The following is an 18,255-nucleotide window of genomic DNA, read 5'->3' as shown; positions in this document are numbered from 1 at the left end:
CTCTTATACTTAAGTAAATTCATTTAGCATTAATATAAAAGAGCTTAAGCTTGAATCAAATTTTGAACATCATTCAGAATTTAATTGCTTGTTCACTAATTTTAAAACATTATTGAACACTTGTACAATAGTTAAGCCAGTTGTATCAATAAGAATTGCATCTGCAGCAGGTGTTAAAGGCGCGTGTTGACGGCTTATATCACGCTCATCTCGCATAGTTAATTCATTGATGACCTCGGCGAGGCTAACATCAATTCCACTTTCTTTCAACTGTAAATACCGTCTATTTGCTCGAATTTCAGGTGTTGCATGCAAATAAATCTTGAGAAATGCATCAGGAAAAACAACTGTGCCCATATCTCGACCATCAGTAACGAGCCCTGGCAACTGAGCAAAAGCTCTTTGTCGAGCTAATAAAGCTGTTCTAATTTCTGGTATAACTGCAATTTTCGAAGCATCTTGACCACATTGCTCACTACGTATTTCTTTATAAACATCTTGTTTATCTAAAATAACTGTACATTTTAAATGTGGATCCGTTTCAAATTTTACATTTAGACTATGAGCGAGCGCTACCATACTAGGAATATCATTAAAATTTATTCCTTTTTGTCTTACAGCATAAGCAAGTACTCTATAAATTGATCCACTATCTAGCACATTCCAGTTTAAATGATTAGCTAACATATAGCATAAAGTCCCTTTGCCAGTACCACTTGGCCCATCAATAGTGAGGATAGGAATAACTTTATCTAGCTTCATAATGCTGTTCCTTAATAGCTAAATGAATCATATTGGCCATTTTGACAAAATTTGGAAATGAGGTAGCTACATTAGCACAATTTTTTATTCTAACTTCATCTCTAGCAACAGCACCTGCAATAGAAAAAGCCATCGCTATTCGATGATCGTGATAACTATCTATTTCACCACCTTTCAAAGTACCGCCATTAATAAATATACCGTCACTAAATGTTTGTATTTCTATACCTAAACGCTGTAAACCATCAGCCATAGCGCTAATTCTGTCACTTTCTTTATTTCGCAATTCTTTGGCACCGTTTAATCTAGTTTGCCCTTTTGCACAAGCAGCCGCTATAAAAATAATTGGAAACTCATCAATAGCGAGGGGAACTAGGTTAGATGGGATATCAATTCCCTCTAGAGTTGCATAACGAACATGTAAATCAGCCACTAATTCCTCACCATACAGTCGTTTATTCTTTAGTTCGATATGAGCACCCATTTGCTGTAAAATTTGAATTACACCGGTACGAGTAGGATTAATGCCAATATTTCTTATTAAAACATCAGAACCAGGAATTAAAGTAGCAGCAACAATAAAAAATGCTGCAGATGAAATATCCCCTGGAATAATAATGTCTGTGCCAATGCACTCTCCATCTGAGTTAATTATTATTTTATTTTCGCACTTGCGAATAGGGTATGAGAAAGTTGTTAACATGCGTTCTGTATGATCGCGAGTATAACCTGGCTCTATAATGGTTGTATCACCAGATGCATATAAACCCGCTAATAATAATGCTGATTTAACTTGTGCGCTTGCCTCTGGCATCTCATAAGTAATACCTATTAATTCCTTACCACCCTTAATAAAGAGTGGAGGCTTGCCCTCAGTCGTATTAATACTAGCGCCCATCTGAGTAAGTGGCCGGCTAACTCTCTCCATTGGTCTTTTAAGTAAACTTGCATCACCTGTTAATGAACTATCAAATGGCTGTGCAGCTAGTAGACCTGCTAAAAGTCGTATACTGGTCCCAGAATTTCCACAATCGATAAGATCTTTAGGGGGCTGTAAACCATACTTACCTACCCCATGAATAATAACTCGCTGAGAGATAGGACCTTCAATAGAAATGCCCATTAAGCGAAAAGCTTTTAAGGTAGCTAAACAATCCTCCCCCTCTAAAAAGCCATTTATAGTTGTTGTGCCATGGGCAATAGCGCCAAGCATGATCGCTCGATGCGAGATTGACTTATCGCCAGGAACAGTTATATCGCCCTGCAGTTTCTCAATAACTGGGTTACTAATAAAATCAACTACACTCATAAACTTTGTCCCTTGACAAAATCACTCATAAATTCAATTAAACATTCAACACCTTCTAAAGGCATAGAATTATACATACTTGCTCGTAGGCCGCCTACAGTTCGATGCCCCTTCAACGCTAATAAGCCTCTTTGCGCAGCTTGAGCAAGAAATTTTTCTTCAAGTTCTTCACGTGCCAAAGTAAAGCAAATATTTAAAATTGAGCGCGCTTCTTTAGCAATTTTGCACTGATAAAACGGATTATTATCAATATAGTTATAAAGTTTTGCTGCTTTTTGGCAATTTTGCTTATAAAGCACTTCGACCCCACCTTGTTCTTCGATCCACTTAAACATTTTCAATGCTAAATAACAATTAAAGGTTGGAGGGGTTGCATAAACCGATTTATTTTCAACATGAACTCGAAAATCGAACATTGTTGGCAACTTTTTATGCTTAATCTCTTCTACTAAATCTTGTCTTATAATGACAACTGTTAGTCCAGAGTTTGCAATATTTTTCTGCGCACCAGCAAAAATTAAACCATAATCATCAACATTAATAGGCTCTGCTAATAGGCATGAAGTCATATCAGCAACCAAAGGAATATGATTATGCTTTGGCGGTATGGGAAATTTTATGCCATTAATTGTTTCATTAGGAGTATAATAAATATACGCAGTATTTTCTTTAAATTGCCATAAAGGCTTTTTAGGTATAGATGTAAACCCATTAGACTCGCTAGAACCAATCACATAAGCTTTCTTAAGTTTCTTTGCTTCCTCATAGGCCATAGTTGACCATATGCCAGTGAGAAAGAACCCTGCTTGCTCTCCTTTTTTTAGTAAATTCATAGGGATCATACTAAATTGAGTGCGTGCAGCGCCGCCTAAAAATAGAACATAATAATTAGAAGGAATCTTTAAAAGCCGACGTAAGCGATACTCAGCTTCTTCTATAAGTGTAAGAAATTCAGTAGTGCGATGGCCTATTTCCATAACAGACATGCCTGAATCATGCCAATTTAATAACTCCTGTTGAGCTTCATGCAATATTTCAGTGGGCAACATCGCAGGGCCCGCACCAAAATTGTAACCTCTATTCATCAGTCATTTCGTCAGCGTCAACGAGTTCATCTTGTGTATCATCAAGCTCAACAATACGCTGCATGCCTACAACTTGCTCGCCTGAATGAAGATTCATTAACCGTACACCTTGAGTATTCCTACCAATTATTGATAATTCGTCAATTCTAAAGCGGACTAACGTGCCCTTATCTGTGATTAACATGGCCTCATCACCGTCCTCTACTTGCAAAGCGCGAACTACTTTGCCATTTCTTTCATTAACTTGGATAGAAATAACCCCTTGGCCACCTCGACCAGAAACTCGATACTCACCAATCTCTGTTCGCTTACCATAGCCATTTTCTGTAGCTGTTAAAATGGTACCTTCAGATTTTGCAACTACCATAGAAATTACCGATTGATCATTATGTAAGCGAATTCCTCTTACTCCACGTGCTGTTCTACCCATAGGCCTAACTAATTGTTCATCAAATCGAATAACTTTACCAGCATCAGTAAATAACATGATATCCCTACTGCCATCAGTAATATCAACACCAACTAAGCAATCATCTTCAACTAAATCAACTGCAATAATCCCATTAGAACGTGGTCTGCTAAAGGCGTTAAGTGGTACTTTTTTAACAGTACCATGCTTAGTTGCCATAAAGACAAAATAACCTTCATCATAACTTCTAACAGGTAGCATTGCATTGATTGCCTCACCTGCTGCTAGTGGCAAGATATTAATAATAGGTTTACCACGAGAAATTCGACTGGCTAATGGTAATTGATAGGCTTTTAACCAATAAAGCTTGCCATGATTGGAGAAACATAACAATGTATCATGCGTGCTGGCGATGATAAGTTTCTCGATAAAATCTTCGTCTTTCACATTGGTTGCTGACTTACCTTTACCACCTCGCCGTTGGGCTTGATAAGCAGAGAGCGGTTGATATTTTACATATCCCTCATGCGATAAAGTTACAACAACATCTTCCTCAGTAATTAAATCTTCAATTGTTAAATCTTCTTGAGAAGCAATAACTTCTGTACGACGAGTATCGCCAAATTGAGTCTTAATATCTACAAACTCATCATGAATAACTTGCAACAACCTTTCAGGTGAGGCAAGTATATCGAGTAAATCTTTAATGTGCTCTAAAAGTTGTTCAAATTCTTTAATAATTTTATCTTGTTCTAAAGCGGTTAGACGATGTAATCTCAACTCTAAAATTGCTTGTGCCTGCTCAGGAGAAAGCCGATAAACATCATCTATTAGGCCATAATCTTCAGATAGATTGTCTGGACGACAGGCATCACTACCTGCAGCTTGTAGCATACTTTTTACCAAGCCTGAACTCCAGGTTTTAGCAAGTAATCGCTCCTTTGCATCTTGAGGCGTGGGTGATTCCTTTATTAATTCAATCATTTCATCAATATTAGCTAGAGCAATACCTAAACCCTCTAATAGGTGTGCTCGTTCTCGTGCCTTTTTAAGTTCAAAAATAGTCCGTCTAGTAACTACTTCGCGACGGTGTTTGATAAAATGCTCTAAAACCTGCTTTAAATTTAAAGTACGGGGCTGGCCATCTACTAAAGCAACCATATTAATGCCAAACACATTTTGCATTTGTGTATGGGCATACAGGTTATTTAGGATAACTTCAGCTACTTCACCACGCTTTAATTCAATAACAACTCGCATCCCCTGCTTATCCGATTCATCTCTTAAACCCGAAATACCTTCTATCTTCTTTTCACGGACTAACTCAGCGATTTTTTCTACTAAGCGTGCTTTATTTACTTGATAAGGAAGCTCCGTAATAATGATTGCTTGTTTATTGCTATGAGAATCTGTTTCAATTTCAGTGCGCGCTCTAATAAAAATTCGACCACGGCCTGTTTGATAGGCTTGCACAATGCCTGCTCTGCCATTAATGATAGCGGCTGTAGGAAAATCAGGTGCTGGAATATATTCCATTAAATCTTCAATCGTCAAACCAGGCTCTTTAATTAATGCAATACAGGCATTAATGACTTCTGATAAATTATGCGGAGGAATATTAGTAGCCATCCCAACAGCAATACCTGAGGAACCATTTACTAATAAATTAGGAACACGCGTTGGTAACACAGAAGGAGCAAATTCTGTTTCATCATAGTTAGGAACAAAGTCAACTGTATTTTTTTCTAAATCTGCTAATAAGGCATGGGCAAGCTTTGACATACGTATTTCGGTATAACGCATGGCGGCAGCTCTATCTCCATCTACTGAACCGAAATTTCCTTGACCATCTATCAATAGATAACGCATAGAAAAGGGCTGCGCCATACGTACAATAGTATCGTAAACTGCCGTATCGCCATGTGGGTGGTATTTACCAATTACATCTCCCACGACCCGCGCTGATTTCTTATATGCCTTGTTCCAGTCATTACCTAGTTCATTCATCGCAAATAAGACACGCCTATGAACTGGCTTTAATCCATCACGTACATCAGGCAAAGCACGGCCAACAATGACGCTCATTGCATAGTCAAGGTAGGACTGCTTTAATTCATCTTCAATATTTACTGATATAATTTCTCTGGCAGAATAAACCATGGCGAAGAAAGATCCTTATGCAATTTTTAGAAAATAAGAGCCTGTAAGGATACCATACAGATAGCTTAAATTGAATCAGGCAACACAGGTATTAAGACTTTATAGCAAGAAAGCTTTTTCTTTTTATCTAATTATATTATTGTATCTAAAAAATCGATTTTGTGCTTATTTAATTTAGACATCTACCCCTTAAAAAAGCCAATATGTATTATAATTACACAGCTAGTATAAAAATAATTGTAGACTCGTAGGAATCATTTTTATATAGTCTTTTCCATTTTTACGCAGCGAGGCTCTCAAGCCATTACTTAGGAGACGCTATGACCAAAAAGTATGCCGAACTTAGCCTAGAGGGCCATGAGCCGGTAGAATTACCTATTTATAGTCCTACACTTGGTAATGATGTTATTGATATTAATAATTTAAGCCGAGTTGGTTTATTTACTTTTGATCCAGGATTTGTTTCAACAGCTGCTTGTGAATCCAAAATAACCTTTATTGATGGAGATAATGGGATATTGCTTTATCGAGGCTATCCTATCGAGCAATTAGCTGAAAAGAAGGACTTTTTAGATGTAAGCTATCTTCTCTTAAATGGCGAACTACCTAATGAAGAAGAGAAAAAGGACTTTGTAAGCCTTATTAATAACCATACTATGGTACATCAACAAATGTATCAGTTTTTAAATGGCTTTCGTCGCGATGCACACCCTATGGCAATTATGGTAGGTATCGTTGGCGCTCTATCTGCTTTTTATCATGATTCAATGGACTTAAATAACCAACAAGATAGGTATATATCAGCAATAAGATTAATCGCAAAAATGCCAACGTTGGCTGCTATGAGTTATAAATACTCAGTTGGTCAACCCTATATGTATCCCTTAAATAAAATGTCATATGCAGAAAACTTTTTACATATGATGTTTGGCGTCCCATCTGAGAATGTTACGCCTAATCCTATTATTGTTAATGCCATGGATACTATCTTTATTTTACATGCAGATCATGAACAGAATGCATCGACCTCAACCGTACGTTTAGCTGGTTCAACAGGAGCTAACCCGTTTGCATGTATATCAGCAGGTATTGGCGCTTTATGGGGGCCTGCGCATGGTGGTGCTAATGAAGCATGCCTTAACATGTTAAATGAAATTGGTGATATCAAAAATATTAACCACTATATTAAACGTGCTAAAGATAAAGACGATCCATTTCGCTTAATGGGCTTTGGCCATCGAGTTTATAAAAGTTATGATCCTCGTGCCAAAGTCATGCGTAAAACATGTCATGCAGTACTACAAGCGGTTGGTGCACTTGATTCGCCTTTATTTAAATTAGCTATGGAACTTGAACGTATTGCCCTTGAAGATGAGTATTTTATTGAGAAAAAACTCTATCCTAACGTCGATTTTTATTCAGGGCTAACTTTAAGTGCTATTGGTATCCCAACTAATATGTTTACAGTTATTTTTGCCTTAGCAAGAACGGTAGGCTGGATGTCTCATTGGATGGAGATGGTTGCCAATCGGTCTAAACTTGGCCGCCCACGCCAACTTTATACAGGCGAAAAAGAAAGAGATGTGCCTTAATTGTCATTTTGTTTATGTAGCATCTAGAACAAAGAGATGCTACATATCTCTAATAGACAGTAAACTGGTTTCTGGTTGCATATTTTTACTGGAAGACATCGCTCTTTTTGTAGTAAAAAAGGTACGACCATAGGACGTAGTATGAGAGAGACTATACCGTCTTTCCAAAAACGCTAAACTACTATTATCACTAGCCACTAATAAACGTTGAGATCGATTAAAATCTCTAATCGCTGCAATAGCGGTCTTATTGTTATTTTCTCTAGCAATGCTTAAAGCGGTTTTTCTATCATAGTTTTGTATTGTTATGTTAGCGCCAGCTTGCAGTAACAGAGTAATTAACTCCATACTTTGTTTAGAGTATTTACAAGCGATCATAAGAGGCGTATCACCCTTATCACTAAGGTGATTAATATCAATACGTGGATGTGTTAACAGCAATTTAACTAAACATAAATTTCCAAATCTACAGGCTAGACCTAGTGCTGTTTTGCCATCAGATTGACAAGCTATATTAATATCTAAATCCTGAATTTCCATTAAAATAGCTAAAATTTTACTTTGGTTGCAGTCAACTGCTAACCGTAAACTATCTTTAACTTGGGTTTGAATAAGCAGATTGCCTCTTTTATTATGTAAATGAACCATTTCTCTAATACTTTGATCATCACCACTTTGAACACAGATTTCTATAAAACTAAAATTCCGACAATTTTTATATCGAAAATGTTGATAGGTTACTGGATAGCTACTATTTAATTGCTGTAGACGCTGTTTTAAATTTAAATTACCTAATGCAATAAAATCAATATTTATAATAAGTGTACCTTGTTCTTCAAAACTGTCATTTAATTGTCTACTTAATTGTCTGTCGTTTAAGAGAAGATACGGGTAGTCAGAAGATTGCTTATATAAGTAATTAGTATCTAGTAATAGCCAACCGTATGGATGTCGTTTTAAACCTATAGAGTGCTGCTCATTACTAACTACCATGGCTACATTGTCGTAAGGATGAATTAAAGAGCTTACATACTTAAAATAATTATCTACTTGGTTTACAGATGTCATGGCAACAGTTTTGGTTAAGAGTTTTTTAATTACACCTCCACAACCTAAACTTTGCTGAGCAATATTAAGAATATTCTCAATATTCGTTTGCGTTATACGTCCGTTATAGAGATGTTCATAGCTATCTGGTGACTGTGCAATGCACACTGCTTCAATAAGCGCGTTTATTTCAAGCAGTTGATTTTCTTGGTAATTAACCTGCTGATTACGCTTGATTTTATTAGTAATCCTTCTAATCTTAGCAACTAAGTTTTCTTTTTCTCTACGAATTAAATTGATTCTTTCATAGAAAATACTTTCTCTGTGTGATACGGACTCTTGTGCCCAAGTAATGGTAAAACCAAAACAGATCCCCTCACCAGGCTTATAGTTAAAACGCTCCATCAATTGCAGTAAATCGTGGTGCTTTAAACCACTGCTAATTTTAGATTTAGTATCATCTACACTGGTAAAACCCTTAATGATAGTAGTAAAGCTTCCTTGCATTATAGTTTTATATTTAATTAAAAAGCCTATCAGAATTATAAATAACAAAACATAAAGCATATTATTCACCTATTTCATTTACATCCATTTAAAAGAAATTTATAGTTTTGTTAGCAGACGGTTTTACTGAAATTTTATTTTGATAAGGCTCAAAAAATTTATATTTTTTAAGAATAGTTAGCACGAAACCAATTAAGCATTATTAATGTAGCTGCATCAACTATCTGCAGATCATTCATTAATTCATAAGCTTTTTCACGCTTAATAACATGTGTTACTATTTCTTCATCATCAACCCCATGTATATTTCCTTGAGGAGGCGTTTCTATCTTGGCAAAGAAAAGGTAATTCATTTCTGTTAAGAGACCCGGGCTTTTATATACTTTTGCAACTAATCGCAATTCGTTAATTTCAATACCTGTTTCTTCTTTAACTTCACGACAAGCGGTTTGCTCTGGATTATCAGAAGCATTATCTATAGTCCCTGCAACACATTCCAAAGTAAAACAATGTTCTTTATCACTATTTAAAAAAACGCCTGGTCTAAATTGCTGGCAAAATATAAAACTATCTTGACTTGGAATGTAAAGAAGAATAGATACGGAATTTGCTGTTTTAACTACTTCCCGATTAGTGACAAAAGTGACTTTTTGGTTAGGCGATAGACTTGAAACTTCAAAATCATATTTAGCCACTTCTAGATAACCTTTATGTATGTCTAGCTTTTTAATTATTTTTGCTTGATGGTTCATAGTTGTCTTTATTATTTTTTATTTAGCTTAGCGTATTTTTTTTAAAAATTCATTCGCTAACTTTCAACAATTCCTGAAAAATTTAAACTACACAATCCTTTAAATTTATGAAATGATTAGTTGGCATGTTTAAATTTAATTATAGGGAAAACTATGAAGATAAAACAAAAAGGATTGCTTAGCTTAATAGCTATTGCTTTATCAAGTTCCTGTTTCGCAACTGATCTCGCATCTAGACATTATGAATTCAAACCTAATGAAGCTAAGGTATTGACTAATCCCTTTATTTGGCAACTGACAATGAAATGTAAATTATCTACTAAGTCCAATAAGAATATACTGTCAGCCCTTATGTTGAAATATACAGGTACCGTGAACAATCATGTCCTTAAAGAAGGTGAGCGTGTATCGCTTAGAGTTAAAAACAATGGTAGTTTAAACATTAGTGTTGCAGGTAGTGCAATGGTTGAAATTACAAACCAAGGCTCTACTTCAGTGACAGCTAATTGTGAAATTCAATCTTAATTGTATTTTATATAACTCGGATGAGATTCCTTTAAAATCAGAAGAGCTATAATTAAACTTATAAAAAAGCAACAGGGCATTACTATTAATGCTTTGTTGTAACTAGCCAAACTATAAAAGTTCACACTATTTTGCAGCGGATTATTACTATTTTTTAAAAAAATTCCTACGAGTGGTTGGAATATGGCACCGCCAATAAGAACAGATAAATTATTAAAACCCGATGCAGTTCCTACTAGCTCAGGCGGATTATTATCTTTTACTACAGCGAAGCTAACTGTTTGGCCACCAGCACCCAGTCCAAGTATAAATAAAATTGGATATATCCAACCTATTGAAATACCAGGGGTATATAACAATAAAACTGTTGCTAGTAAACCCAAGCTTGCACTTATAATAAGTGACAATCGACGACTAGAAACTCTGTCACTTAACCATCCTAATAATGGACTACCAACACCTATGCCTAACCAAATCATGCTACAAAGTCCAGAAGCTTGAAGAACACTAATTTGAAATTTTTGTTGTAGATAAGGCACACCCCATAAGGCAGCGAAAACAGCAATTGGCGTCCATATTGCACACGAATAAGTGCCAATAATCCACGTGTAACTACGCGTACAAACTTCTACAAGCCGATTCCATTCATCACGAATATGTCGCCGTGTTACAATTTGTGTTGGTTGATGAGGATAGTCTCGAATCACTAACCAAATTAATAAAGATAATGCAAAACCTATTAATGCAAGAATAAAACTAGCTTGCCGCCAACCAACTGCTTGAATTAAAGCAGCTAAAGGCATCTCACCAAACATAGCACCAACTGAACTCATCAGTTGAGCAATTCCCGCAAGCAATGCAAATTGTTTAGCAGGGAACCAACGTGAAACTAATACTAAAACACCTATAAATGAGAAAGCTGAGCCAATTCCTATCAAAAAACGTCCCATGGCTGCTGTAAAAAGACTATCTGTAGAGGCAAAAAAAAACGAACCTAATGCACATAATACTAAAGCAAAAGTCATTAGTTTTCTTGGCCCATAGCGATCAAATAAAAGACCAGCAGGTAGCTGCATAGGTGCATAGGCATAAAAGTAAAAAGCAGAAACAATACCAAATCCCGCGGCGCCAACATTAAATGTTTTCATCATGGAATCAGCCATAACACTAGGTGCAACTTGTAAAACGAATTCATACAAATAAAATGTGGCTGACAAAATAAAAATGATGTAAGCACTTAATTTAGAAGGACGTTCTAATTGTGATTTTACTGTTTGCAAAATAGGATCTGTGTTCAAATTAAAACACGCATTACACCCTAAGCTAATTTCCTTTGTCAATCCCTGCCGGATAAATTGCACCTAAAATTGTAGGTCGAGTAGCTCCTGTAATACCTTTAAGATTTAAGGCAACATTATTTAATGTTTTATCAGCAAGCCAAGCAAACATAGAAGCTTCAATAAAATCTGGATTAATATTAATTTCTTGAGTTGGTAAAACATTCACTTGCGGTAATAAACGCGTAAGTTCTTGCAAAAGAGCTTTATTATGAGCACCTCCCCCGCAAATAAATAAATGGGTAGGCTGAGTAGGTAATACTTTTATATTGTTGGCAATGCACACAGCCGTTAGATGTAACAAGGTAGCTTGTATATCAATCGCTTTAAAAAGATGACTTCCATAATTAGCTAGCCAGTCAAGCGAAAAATACTCTTTACCTATACTTTTTGGTGCTTGGCGAGAAAAATAAGGATCTTGCAGTAAAAGGTTTAATAAGGATTCTACAACATTTCCTTTTGCTGCCCAATGACCATCCTTGTCATACTCAAGGCCTTGACACTTATAAATCCATGCATCCATCAAACAGTTTCCTGGCCCTACATCATACCCAATCACCTCAGTTTCATTCTTAAGATAGGTTAAATTGGCTATACCACCAATGTTTACTACAGCTAAAGGAAAATTAAAATCTTTAAAAATAGCTTGGTGATAAATTGGGGCAAAAGGAGCGCCTTGTCCACCAACAACTAAATCACGGGTTCTAAAATCAGCAACTACCGTAATACCTGTCATCTCAGCAATAGTATGCGGACACCCTAATTGGACCGTATACGGAATGGCAGCCATAGTATCATGGCATATTGTTTGTCCATGACTGCCAATAGCAATAATACTTTGCGCTGATTGTTTACTTTGCTCTAATAATAATAAAACTGCTTTAGCAAATTCTCTTCCTAATAATGTATGCAACTGGCTGAAATAACCTAAATCATGCGGTTGAAGCGCCATAGATTCTCTAAGCATTGCTTTAATAACACTATTGTAAGGAAAGGTAATACCACAAATAAATTCATTTTTACTTACATCAACAAGCGCAACATCAATGCCATCCATGCTAGTGCCTGACATAATTCCAATATAAAAACTCATTTCTTTACCTTTATTTAAATTTAATCCTCATTATTATTTGTCATATAGCCTTTATTGAAGCTTTTAATAATAAAAATTTATATACGCTTCAGCTTAAATTTGTCTACATAAGAGCTTTTGAAAAATTTCTTTTAAATGTTTTTCTGGATTATCATCACTATTAAAGTTGCGCCAAGCAACATGTCCATCAGGCCTTATTAAAACAGCTCCCGTAGCATTAATTTGATATAGCTCTAACCATTGTCCTTCTGGGTCGTCTAAATCGCCTGCTTTACCCACACGATAACTAACCAAAGGTAAATTTGAAAGCTTTAAAGCTGCTTTATGCCAAGTATCTGTTTGATCAGAACTTAATAAAACAAATTTATTATTAAATAAATCAAGTGCAGATAAGAGCTGCTTTCCTTTCTGCAACAAACAATGTGGCGCTCTGCAACCCGGGTAAGTAGATGGAATATAAGTATCTAGATTTAAACTAGGCATTGGATTATTTTCTGCAATAAGCGCCCCCTCTTCATAGCAAAAACCTAAATCAAGGGCTATTTGATTTACGTGCTCATTTTGTTCTTCAATTGCTGCCATCATAGTTTGATAATCATTATTATAAAGCGCGGTAAAAATCGTATTAAAACGGTTAGCGTTTTTAGCACTCCACTCAATATTTTTAACAGCAACCGGTGCGCGTTCGGTAAAATAAGTATCTAAAAGCCTTTCATTAGCATAACCCTTGATAACATAAGCTAGCTTCCAAGCAAGATTATGCGCATCCTGAATACCGGTATTCATACCTAAACCACCTGTTGGCGGTAATCTATGCGCTGCATCACCAGCTAATAAGATTCGACCGTCACGAAAGCGTTCAGCGACCAGGGCTGCCATTGTCCAGAAACCTTTATTAATGAGTTTTACCTCAATAGTTTTATCTTGAATAACTTCTTTAACCACTTCTAGGCAAAAATCATCTGTGAAACTTTCCTTTGTGAACTCAGGAATTACATCATAACGGATACCAACCAACCATTTACGTAATCCATCTTTTGACAAAAGTGTAGTGCCCATAATATCTTTACGGGTAAAGATAAAACCTATGCTAGGTCTATCTTGCACATATTTTGATAAATCCATTTCACAATAAATATTACAAAACTCACCCAAATTATCCTGACCCTCCATATTAATGGAAAGTAACTTACGGGTTAAACTTGAAGCCCCATCTGCAGCCACTAAATAATCTGATTTTAACTGATATTGTTTACCTGATAATTTATCTTTTACAGTGCTAATAACCTCATTACTTGTTTGCTGAATATCAAGCATCTCCATATTAAAATGGCAAGTAATCTCAGAATAGGTTTGTGCTTTTTTTAAAAGTTCCTGCTCAACCCAATCTTGAGAAATAGAGGCATTTGTTGTTGGGCTATTTAAGTTGGGTCTAGGCTTGGCGCTAATACGCGTTAATTCTTTACCTTGTAAAGATTCTAGCCAAATAAAGCGGTGGGCTTCTCGTGGTAGCTGATGTTTTCGTAATGGCACCTCAATGCCCCATAACCTAAAAATTTCCATAGTTCTTGTATTAATACCACGTGCTTTAGGATGATCAGTTGTAGAAGCATGACGTTCAATTAAAATGCTTTTAATGCCTTGATTAGCTAGGCCAATAGCTGTACTTAAGCCTACAGGACCCGCACCTATAATGACTACCTGAGCTTCTGTTTCCATATTTAACCTTTAGGCTTGTTCATTTTAATTTAAAACAACGTTTAAAGTTTTCAGTCGTTTGATTAGCAACTCGTTCATAACTAATTTGCCTAAGTTCACTTATAGCTTGCGCGACATACTTGACTAAAGCAGGATGATTTTGTTTGCCTCGGTAAGGTACGGGCGCTAAATAGGGCGAATCTGTTTCAATTAACAATCGTTCCAAGGGAATTTTTTGTGCCACTTCTTGTAAAGTCGCAGCATTTTTAAAGGTAACAATACCTGAAAAAGAAATATAAAAATTTAGATCAATAGCTCGCTTAGCAATACTTAGATCTTCAGCAAAGCAATGCATAACACCACCAATTTCACTTGCATTTTCATCTGCCATAACCTGTAAGGTATCTTCTGCTGCTTGACGGGTATGAATGATTAGTGGTTTTTGAGAAGTAACAGCAGCATAAATATGCTCGCGAAAACGATCCCTTTGCTGTTTTTGTGCCTGAACATCATGGACTCGATAATAATCAAGGCCTGTTTCGCCTATCGCAATACAAGCTGGATGTTGTTTAGCTAATTTTACAAGTGTTTCTGCGCTAGGCTCTTTATCTACAGGATTATTAGGATGTAAGCCCACAGATATTTTAACCTGTTGATATTTATCTGCAATATCACAGAGTATAGGATAGTCTGTTAAATCGACGCATACACACAGAAGTGAATTAACATCGTTATTAGTAGCAGCAACAATGACATTATCTAATTGATTATTAAAATCATTTAAATCGAGTAAATTTAAATGACAGTGCGAGTCAGTTAACATAATTACAATGTGTCAGTGATTTGTGTCGATTTTAACATGGTAGTTAAATAGGTTTCTATTTTATTTTTTAAAACTCGACCCTCTTCTCCTTGAAACTGAAAACCTAAGCCTGCAGGCTTGTTACCTTGAGAGCCTCTAGGTGTTATCCATGCAACTTTGGCAGAAATAACGTAAGGTTCCAGTTCATCAATTAATTTAATAGACAATTTAACTTTACCACCTAAAGGTAGAGTTAAGTTAGTACGAATAAATAACCCTCCATCTTTAATAAATGGCATATAAGCCATATAAAGTGCGGCTTCTGTAGGAAAATCTCCGTTTACAATAGGCACATCAATCATTGGCGCTCCTATCTTTACAGAAAGCTTAGCAGTAAATCTTCTAAAGTGAGCAACTGATTTACATTTATACTATAGCTTAAATTTTTACTAAGTTGATTTAACTTATCAATTAATGAAAATAAATGGGTAACTTTTACATCCTGGTTTAATTCATTTAATTTAGCAGCTAAGGCTGTCTTGCTGCCATCCTTATAAAAATAGTTATGAATCATTTGTGCCGTTATTAAATAAAGTAACCGTGTTAACTCAACTAATTCATAAATAGCCCATTTTTCAGCAATAATATTGATGGAAACACGCTCTTTTCTAATAGCTATTAAATCATCTATAAAGACTTCTTTTTGCTTAAATAGTTCATTTTGATGGTTTTCCAAGAAACTCTTATCATTTTGTAAAAAATAATCACCTTCATGGGTAGGATCGGGAAAATACCAGTGCTGACAACGACTAAAAATAGTTGCAGGAAGTGTACTTATTGATTCTATTGTTAAAATAAAATAAATATTAGCAGGCGGTTCCTCTAAAATTTTTAATAAAGAATTGGCTGCAGCATGGTTCATTCTTTCAGCGTTTAAAATTAAAATTACTTTATTTTCAGAAACTTGAGGTGAAGTATACAATGTAAGATGTAAATCTCTAATTTGCTCGACCTTAATTACGCCACCTACTTTTTCAGGTTTAATTTGATATAAATCTGGATGCATTCCTTGATTATTTAATATGCATGACTTACAAGAACCACAAGGTTGATTATCTTGTTTACATAAAAGAGTTGTTATTATTTGATGATACAGCGTTGTTAACTTAGTTATGGATGAAGCTCGTAACAACTGCGCATGAGCTAGACGTTTGCTATTATAAGCGTCTTTAAAATGTTGCCAGTATGTTAGGTATTCAGACTCGATATTAATGAGATTAGGAGTATGCATTTTCATCCAAAAATGTTTTAAGCTGTAAACAAATAGACTGTTGCACTTTTTCAAGAGGCATACTTGCATCAATAATTACTGCATTTTCAGTCTGTTTCAGTTTTTGATGATAAGCTTTATAAACACGATTAAAAAATACCAACGATTCTTGCTCAATACGATCAATTTCTCCTCGATTACGGATTCTTTGCAGGCCTTGCTCAGGCGCAATATCTAAAAAGAGCGTTAAATCAGGTTTGAACCCTGCCAGGCAAAAACTAGATAGATTATCTAAAATAGCTTGATTTATATTTCTCCCACCTCCCTGGTAGGCATAGGTAGACAGCTCGAAACGATCTGCTATTACCCATTCACCTTGAGCTATAGCGGGCTGGATAACATTTTGAATTAGTTGCACCCTTGCTGCGTATATCATTAGCAATTCACTAAGACTATTAAGAGGCTCATTAGGAATAGACTCTTTAATTAAAGATCTTAATTTTTCACCTATGTAAGTTCCACCTGGTTCACGAGTTACTATGATCTTTTTTATTCTCTCTTCTAGATAATGTTTAATTATTTCAATAGCTGTCGTTTTACCCGCTCCCTCAAGGCCTTCGACTACAATAAATCGTCCCAACATTATTGATTTTCCTTATTCATATAACGAGCAATAGCCTGTTTTTGCTCCTCATAAGTTGCCGAGAAAATATGAGAACCATCGCCTTTAGCTACAAAATACAGATAATTTGAAATTTGGGGTTGAGCTGCCGCTTCAATTGCGTCTCGGCCAACCATAGCAATTGGAGTAGGCGGAAGCCCTCGGTAAAGGTAAGTATTATAAGGCGAATCAAAATCTAAATTATGATGTCCTAGTTTGCCAGAAAACGTAGGGCCTAAAGCATAAATAACCGTCGGATCCATCTGTAGAGGCATTCTCTTTTTTATGCGATTAACGACAATACCACTAATAATTCTTCGCTCTGAAGGTAGAGAAGTTTCTTTTTCAATGATAGAAGCAGCAATAAGTAACTCATAGGGCGTTTTATAAGGTAATGCTGAGCTTCGTTTTTCCCAATTAGAATTTAAAACAGCTAATAGTTTTTTGTTCGCGTTGAGCAAAAGCGGCTTGGCATCACTACCTGCATTATAATAATAAGTATCGGCTAGTAATAATCCCTCAGCATTTGGATACTGATTTGAAATAACAGTCCAATCTTTTGCTTTATAATGCAAGTATGGCGCTTGCGACAACTTTTGCTTAACTTGATAAATATTAGTCCCTTCAATAATACGAAATGCAGCGATTAAAACATCACCTTTGACAATTCGGTCAACTAAATTTATTGCTGTTTCACCTGGCTGAATTTGATAAACACCAGCCTTTAATTGATTAGCTAGCCCTTTATATTTAATATAATTTTCTATAATAAATTTTGAATCGATAAAATGATTTTCATATAACTTCTGGACTAATAGTTTGGCTGTTGAATTCGGTTTTACCTCTATAATAAGTGATTTACCTTCAGTAGCGATGGGTTTATTTAGACGGTAGATAAACCAACCTAAAGGTATACTTATTAACATTAAAATTATTAAAATTGTAATAAGAAATTTAATTAAATGTCTATGTTTCAAGCTAGTATTATGATTATTAAAATGGGGCTCATCAGAGTGCATTGATTACACCATTAGGAAATATTTGATATTTAAATATTATTGACATATTGCATTACCAGTTAAAAAATTAAGTATAAAGTTATCTTTTAGTAAAAGTCCTCAATTAAAAAAATACTACTTCATTTGTAAATGATTAATACTTTCTACCGAACGGCTTTCTTTGGCGCTCACACGCAAATATTTAAGCTTAGCTAAAGTTACCACGACGATTATAGATCTATTAGATT

The 18,255-nt window shown here is 35.5% G+C and carries 16 protein-coding genes; 2 read left to right on the top strand and 14 right to left on the bottom strand.

The features are described 5' to 3' along the window. Nucleotides 1-69: 69 nt before the first annotated feature. The 4 genes from cmk to gyrA are packed head-to-tail and all read right to left on the bottom strand — an operon-like array spanning nt 70 to nt 5,725. Entirely contained in the window at nt 70-762 is a 693-nt protein-coding gene (cmk, locus tag DYH30_RS07165) for a (d)CMP kinase (protein ID WP_115330996.1), read from the bottom strand. Further along, nucleotides 749-2,071, bottom strand: coding sequence for a 3-phosphoshikimate 1-carboxyvinyltransferase (gene aroA / locus DYH30_RS07160; protein WP_115330995.1), 1,323 nt, complete (start codon nt 2,069-2,071; stop codon nt 749-751). Before aroA ends, cmk begins: the two co-directional genes overlap by 14 nt. Continuing rightward, nucleotides 2,068-3,159: a 3-phosphoserine/phosphohydroxythreonine transaminase gene (gene serC / locus DYH30_RS07155; protein ID WP_165482110.1), complete on the bottom strand. Its 1,092-nt coding sequence runs from the start codon at nt 3,157-3,159 to the stop codon at nt 2,068-2,070. The genes aroA and serC overlap by 4 nt, the downstream gene beginning before the upstream one ends. Next, nucleotides 3,149-5,725 (bottom strand): DNA gyrase subunit A, encoded by a 2,577-nt coding sequence (gene gyrA / locus DYH30_RS07150; protein ID WP_115330993.1) that lies wholly within the window; start codon nt 5,723-5,725, stop codon nt 3,149-3,151. The genes serC and gyrA overlap by 11 nt, the downstream gene beginning before the upstream one ends. Nucleotides 5,726-6,045: 320 nt before the next feature. Here gyrA and gltA point away from each other — a divergent pair, with 320 nt between their 5' ends. After that, entirely contained in the window at nt 6,046-7,317 is a 1,272-nt protein-coding gene (gltA, locus tag DYH30_RS07145; protein WP_115330992.1) for a citrate synthase, read from the top strand. A gap of 39 nt (nt 7,318-7,356) precedes the next feature. On the opposite strand, the gene DYH30_RS07140 is transcribed toward gltA, so the two are convergent. Both DYH30_RS07140 and DYH30_RS07135 read right to left on the bottom strand, forming a co-directional pair. Further along, nucleotides 7,357-8,931 (bottom strand): ankyrin repeat domain-containing protein, encoded by a 1,575-nt coding sequence (locus tag DYH30_RS07140; protein WP_115330991.1) that lies wholly within the window; start codon nt 8,929-8,931, stop codon nt 7,357-7,359. 107 nt (nt 8,932-9,038) lie between these two features. Beyond that, nucleotides 9,039-9,623 (bottom strand): NUDIX domain-containing protein, encoded by a 585-nt coding sequence (locus DYH30_RS07135; RefSeq protein ID WP_115330990.1) that lies wholly within the window; start codon nt 9,621-9,623, stop codon nt 9,039-9,041. 153 nt (nt 9,624-9,776) lie between these two features. Here DYH30_RS07135 and DYH30_RS07130 point away from each other — a divergent pair, with 153 nt between their 5' ends. Continuing rightward, complete coding sequence (locus DYH30_RS07130; protein WP_115330989.1) at nt 9,777-10,148, top strand: hypothetical protein; 372 nt, start codon at nt 9,777-9,779, stop codon at nt 10,146-10,148. Here DYH30_RS07130 and DYH30_RS07125 read toward each other — a convergent pair. From DYH30_RS07125 to mltG, 8 genes are all read right to left on the bottom strand, one after another. Beyond that, nucleotides 10,145-11,431: an MFS transporter gene (locus tag DYH30_RS07125; RefSeq protein WP_423202808.1), complete on the bottom strand. Its 1,287-nt coding sequence runs from the start codon at nt 11,429-11,431 to the stop codon at nt 10,145-10,147. The two genes, DYH30_RS07130 and DYH30_RS07125, sit on opposite strands and share 4 nt — an antisense overlap. 40 nt (nt 11,432-11,471) lie before the next feature. Next, a complete protein-coding gene (locus DYH30_RS07120) occupies nt 11,472-12,578 on the bottom strand; it encodes an anhydro-N-acetylmuramic acid kinase (RefSeq protein WP_115330988.1) in 1,107 nt (368 codons plus the stop codon). A gap of 93 nt (nt 12,579-12,671) precedes the next feature. Further along, nucleotides 12,672-14,297, bottom strand: a complete 1,626-nt coding sequence (locus tag DYH30_RS07115) for an FAD-dependent monooxygenase (protein WP_115330987.1) — start codon at nt 14,295-14,297, stop codon at nt 12,672-12,674. A 19-nt stretch (nt 14,298-14,316) separates the two neighbouring features. After that, nucleotides 14,317-15,099, bottom strand: a complete 783-nt coding sequence (locus DYH30_RS07110) for a TatD family hydrolase (protein ID WP_115330986.1) — start codon at nt 15,097-15,099, stop codon at nt 14,317-14,319. 2 nt (nt 15,100-15,101) lie between these two features. After that, nucleotides 15,102-15,440, bottom strand: coding sequence for a PilZ domain-containing protein (locus DYH30_RS07105; RefSeq protein WP_115330985.1), 339 nt, complete (start codon nt 15,438-15,440; stop codon nt 15,102-15,104). 14 nt (nt 15,441-15,454) lie between these two features. Then, nucleotides 15,455-16,375, bottom strand: a complete 921-nt coding sequence (locus tag DYH30_RS07100) for a DNA polymerase III subunit delta' (protein WP_160116171.1) — start codon at nt 16,373-16,375, stop codon at nt 15,455-15,457. Continuing rightward, nucleotides 16,356-16,991 (bottom strand): dTMP kinase, encoded by a 636-nt coding sequence (gene tmk, locus DYH30_RS07095; RefSeq protein WP_115330983.1) that lies wholly within the window; start codon nt 16,989-16,991, stop codon nt 16,356-16,358. Before tmk ends, DYH30_RS07100 begins: the two co-directional genes overlap by 20 nt. Beyond that, nucleotides 16,991-18,028 (bottom strand): endolytic transglycosylase MltG, encoded by a 1,038-nt coding sequence (gene mltG, locus DYH30_RS07090; RefSeq protein ID WP_115330982.1) that lies wholly within the window; start codon nt 18,026-18,028, stop codon nt 16,991-16,993. The genes tmk and mltG overlap by 1 nt, the downstream gene beginning before the upstream one ends. Nucleotides 18,029-18,255 lie beyond the last annotated feature (227 nt).

It is taken from the genome of Legionella busanensis (assembly GCF_900461525.1).
GTDB lineage: Bacteria > Pseudomonadota > Gammaproteobacteria > Legionellales > Legionellaceae > Legionella_C > Legionella_C busanensis.
The sequence above is the reverse complement of the archived record's forward strand: the minus strand, read 5'-3'. Positions and strand labels throughout refer to the sequence as shown.

What these genes read in the sequence shown, in the direction of transcription:
- cmk (WP_115330996.1), bottom strand. Translation starts at nt 762, where the DNA reads ATGAAGCTAGATAAAGTTATTCCTATCCTCACTATTGATGGGCCAAGT.
- aroA (WP_115330995.1), bottom strand. Translation starts at nt 2,071, where the DNA reads ATGAGTGTAGTTGATTTTATTAGTAACCCAGTTATTGAGAAACTGCAG.
- gyrA (WP_115330993.1), bottom strand. Translation starts at nt 5,725, where the DNA reads ATGGTTTATTCTGCCAGAGAAATTATATCAGTAAATATTGAAGATGAA.
- gltA (WP_115330992.1), top strand. Translation starts at nt 6,046, where the DNA reads ATGACCAAAAAGTATGCCGAACTTAGCCTAGAGGGCCATGAGCCGGTA.
- DYH30_RS07140 (WP_115330991.1), bottom strand. Translation starts at nt 8,931, where the DNA reads ATGCTTTATGTTTTGTTATTTATAATTCTGATAGGCTTTTTAATTAAA.
- DYH30_RS07135 (WP_115330990.1), bottom strand. Translation starts at nt 9,623, where the DNA reads ATGAACCATCAAGCAAAAATAATTAAAAAGCTAGACATACATAAAGGT.
- DYH30_RS07130 (WP_115330989.1), top strand. Translation starts at nt 9,777, where the DNA reads ATGAAGATAAAACAAAAAGGATTGCTTAGCTTAATAGCTATTGCTTTA.
- DYH30_RS07120 (WP_115330988.1), bottom strand. Translation starts at nt 12,578, where the DNA reads ATGAGTTTTTATATTGGAATTATGTCAGGCACTAGCATGGATGGCATT.
- DYH30_RS07115 (WP_115330987.1), bottom strand. Translation starts at nt 14,297, where the DNA reads ATGGAAACAGAAGCTCAGGTAGTCATTATAGGTGCGGGTCCTGTAGGC.
- DYH30_RS07110 (WP_115330986.1), bottom strand. Translation starts at nt 15,099, where the DNA reads ATGTTAACTGACTCGCACTGTCATTTAAATTTACTCGATTTAAATGAT.
- DYH30_RS07105 (WP_115330985.1), bottom strand. Translation starts at nt 15,440, where the DNA reads ATGATTGATGTGCCTATTGTAAACGGAGATTTTCCTACAGAAGCCGCA.
- DYH30_RS07100 (WP_160116171.1), bottom strand. Translation starts at nt 16,375, where the DNA reads ATGAAAATGCATACTCCTAATCTCATTAATATCGAGTCTGAATACCTA.
- tmk (WP_115330983.1), bottom strand. Translation starts at nt 16,991, where the DNA reads ATGTTGGGACGATTTATTGTAGTCGAAGGCCTTGAGGGAGCGGGTAAA.
- mltG (WP_115330982.1), bottom strand. Translation starts at nt 18,028, where the DNA reads ATGCACTCTGATGAGCCCCATTTTAATAATCATAATACTAGCTTGAAA.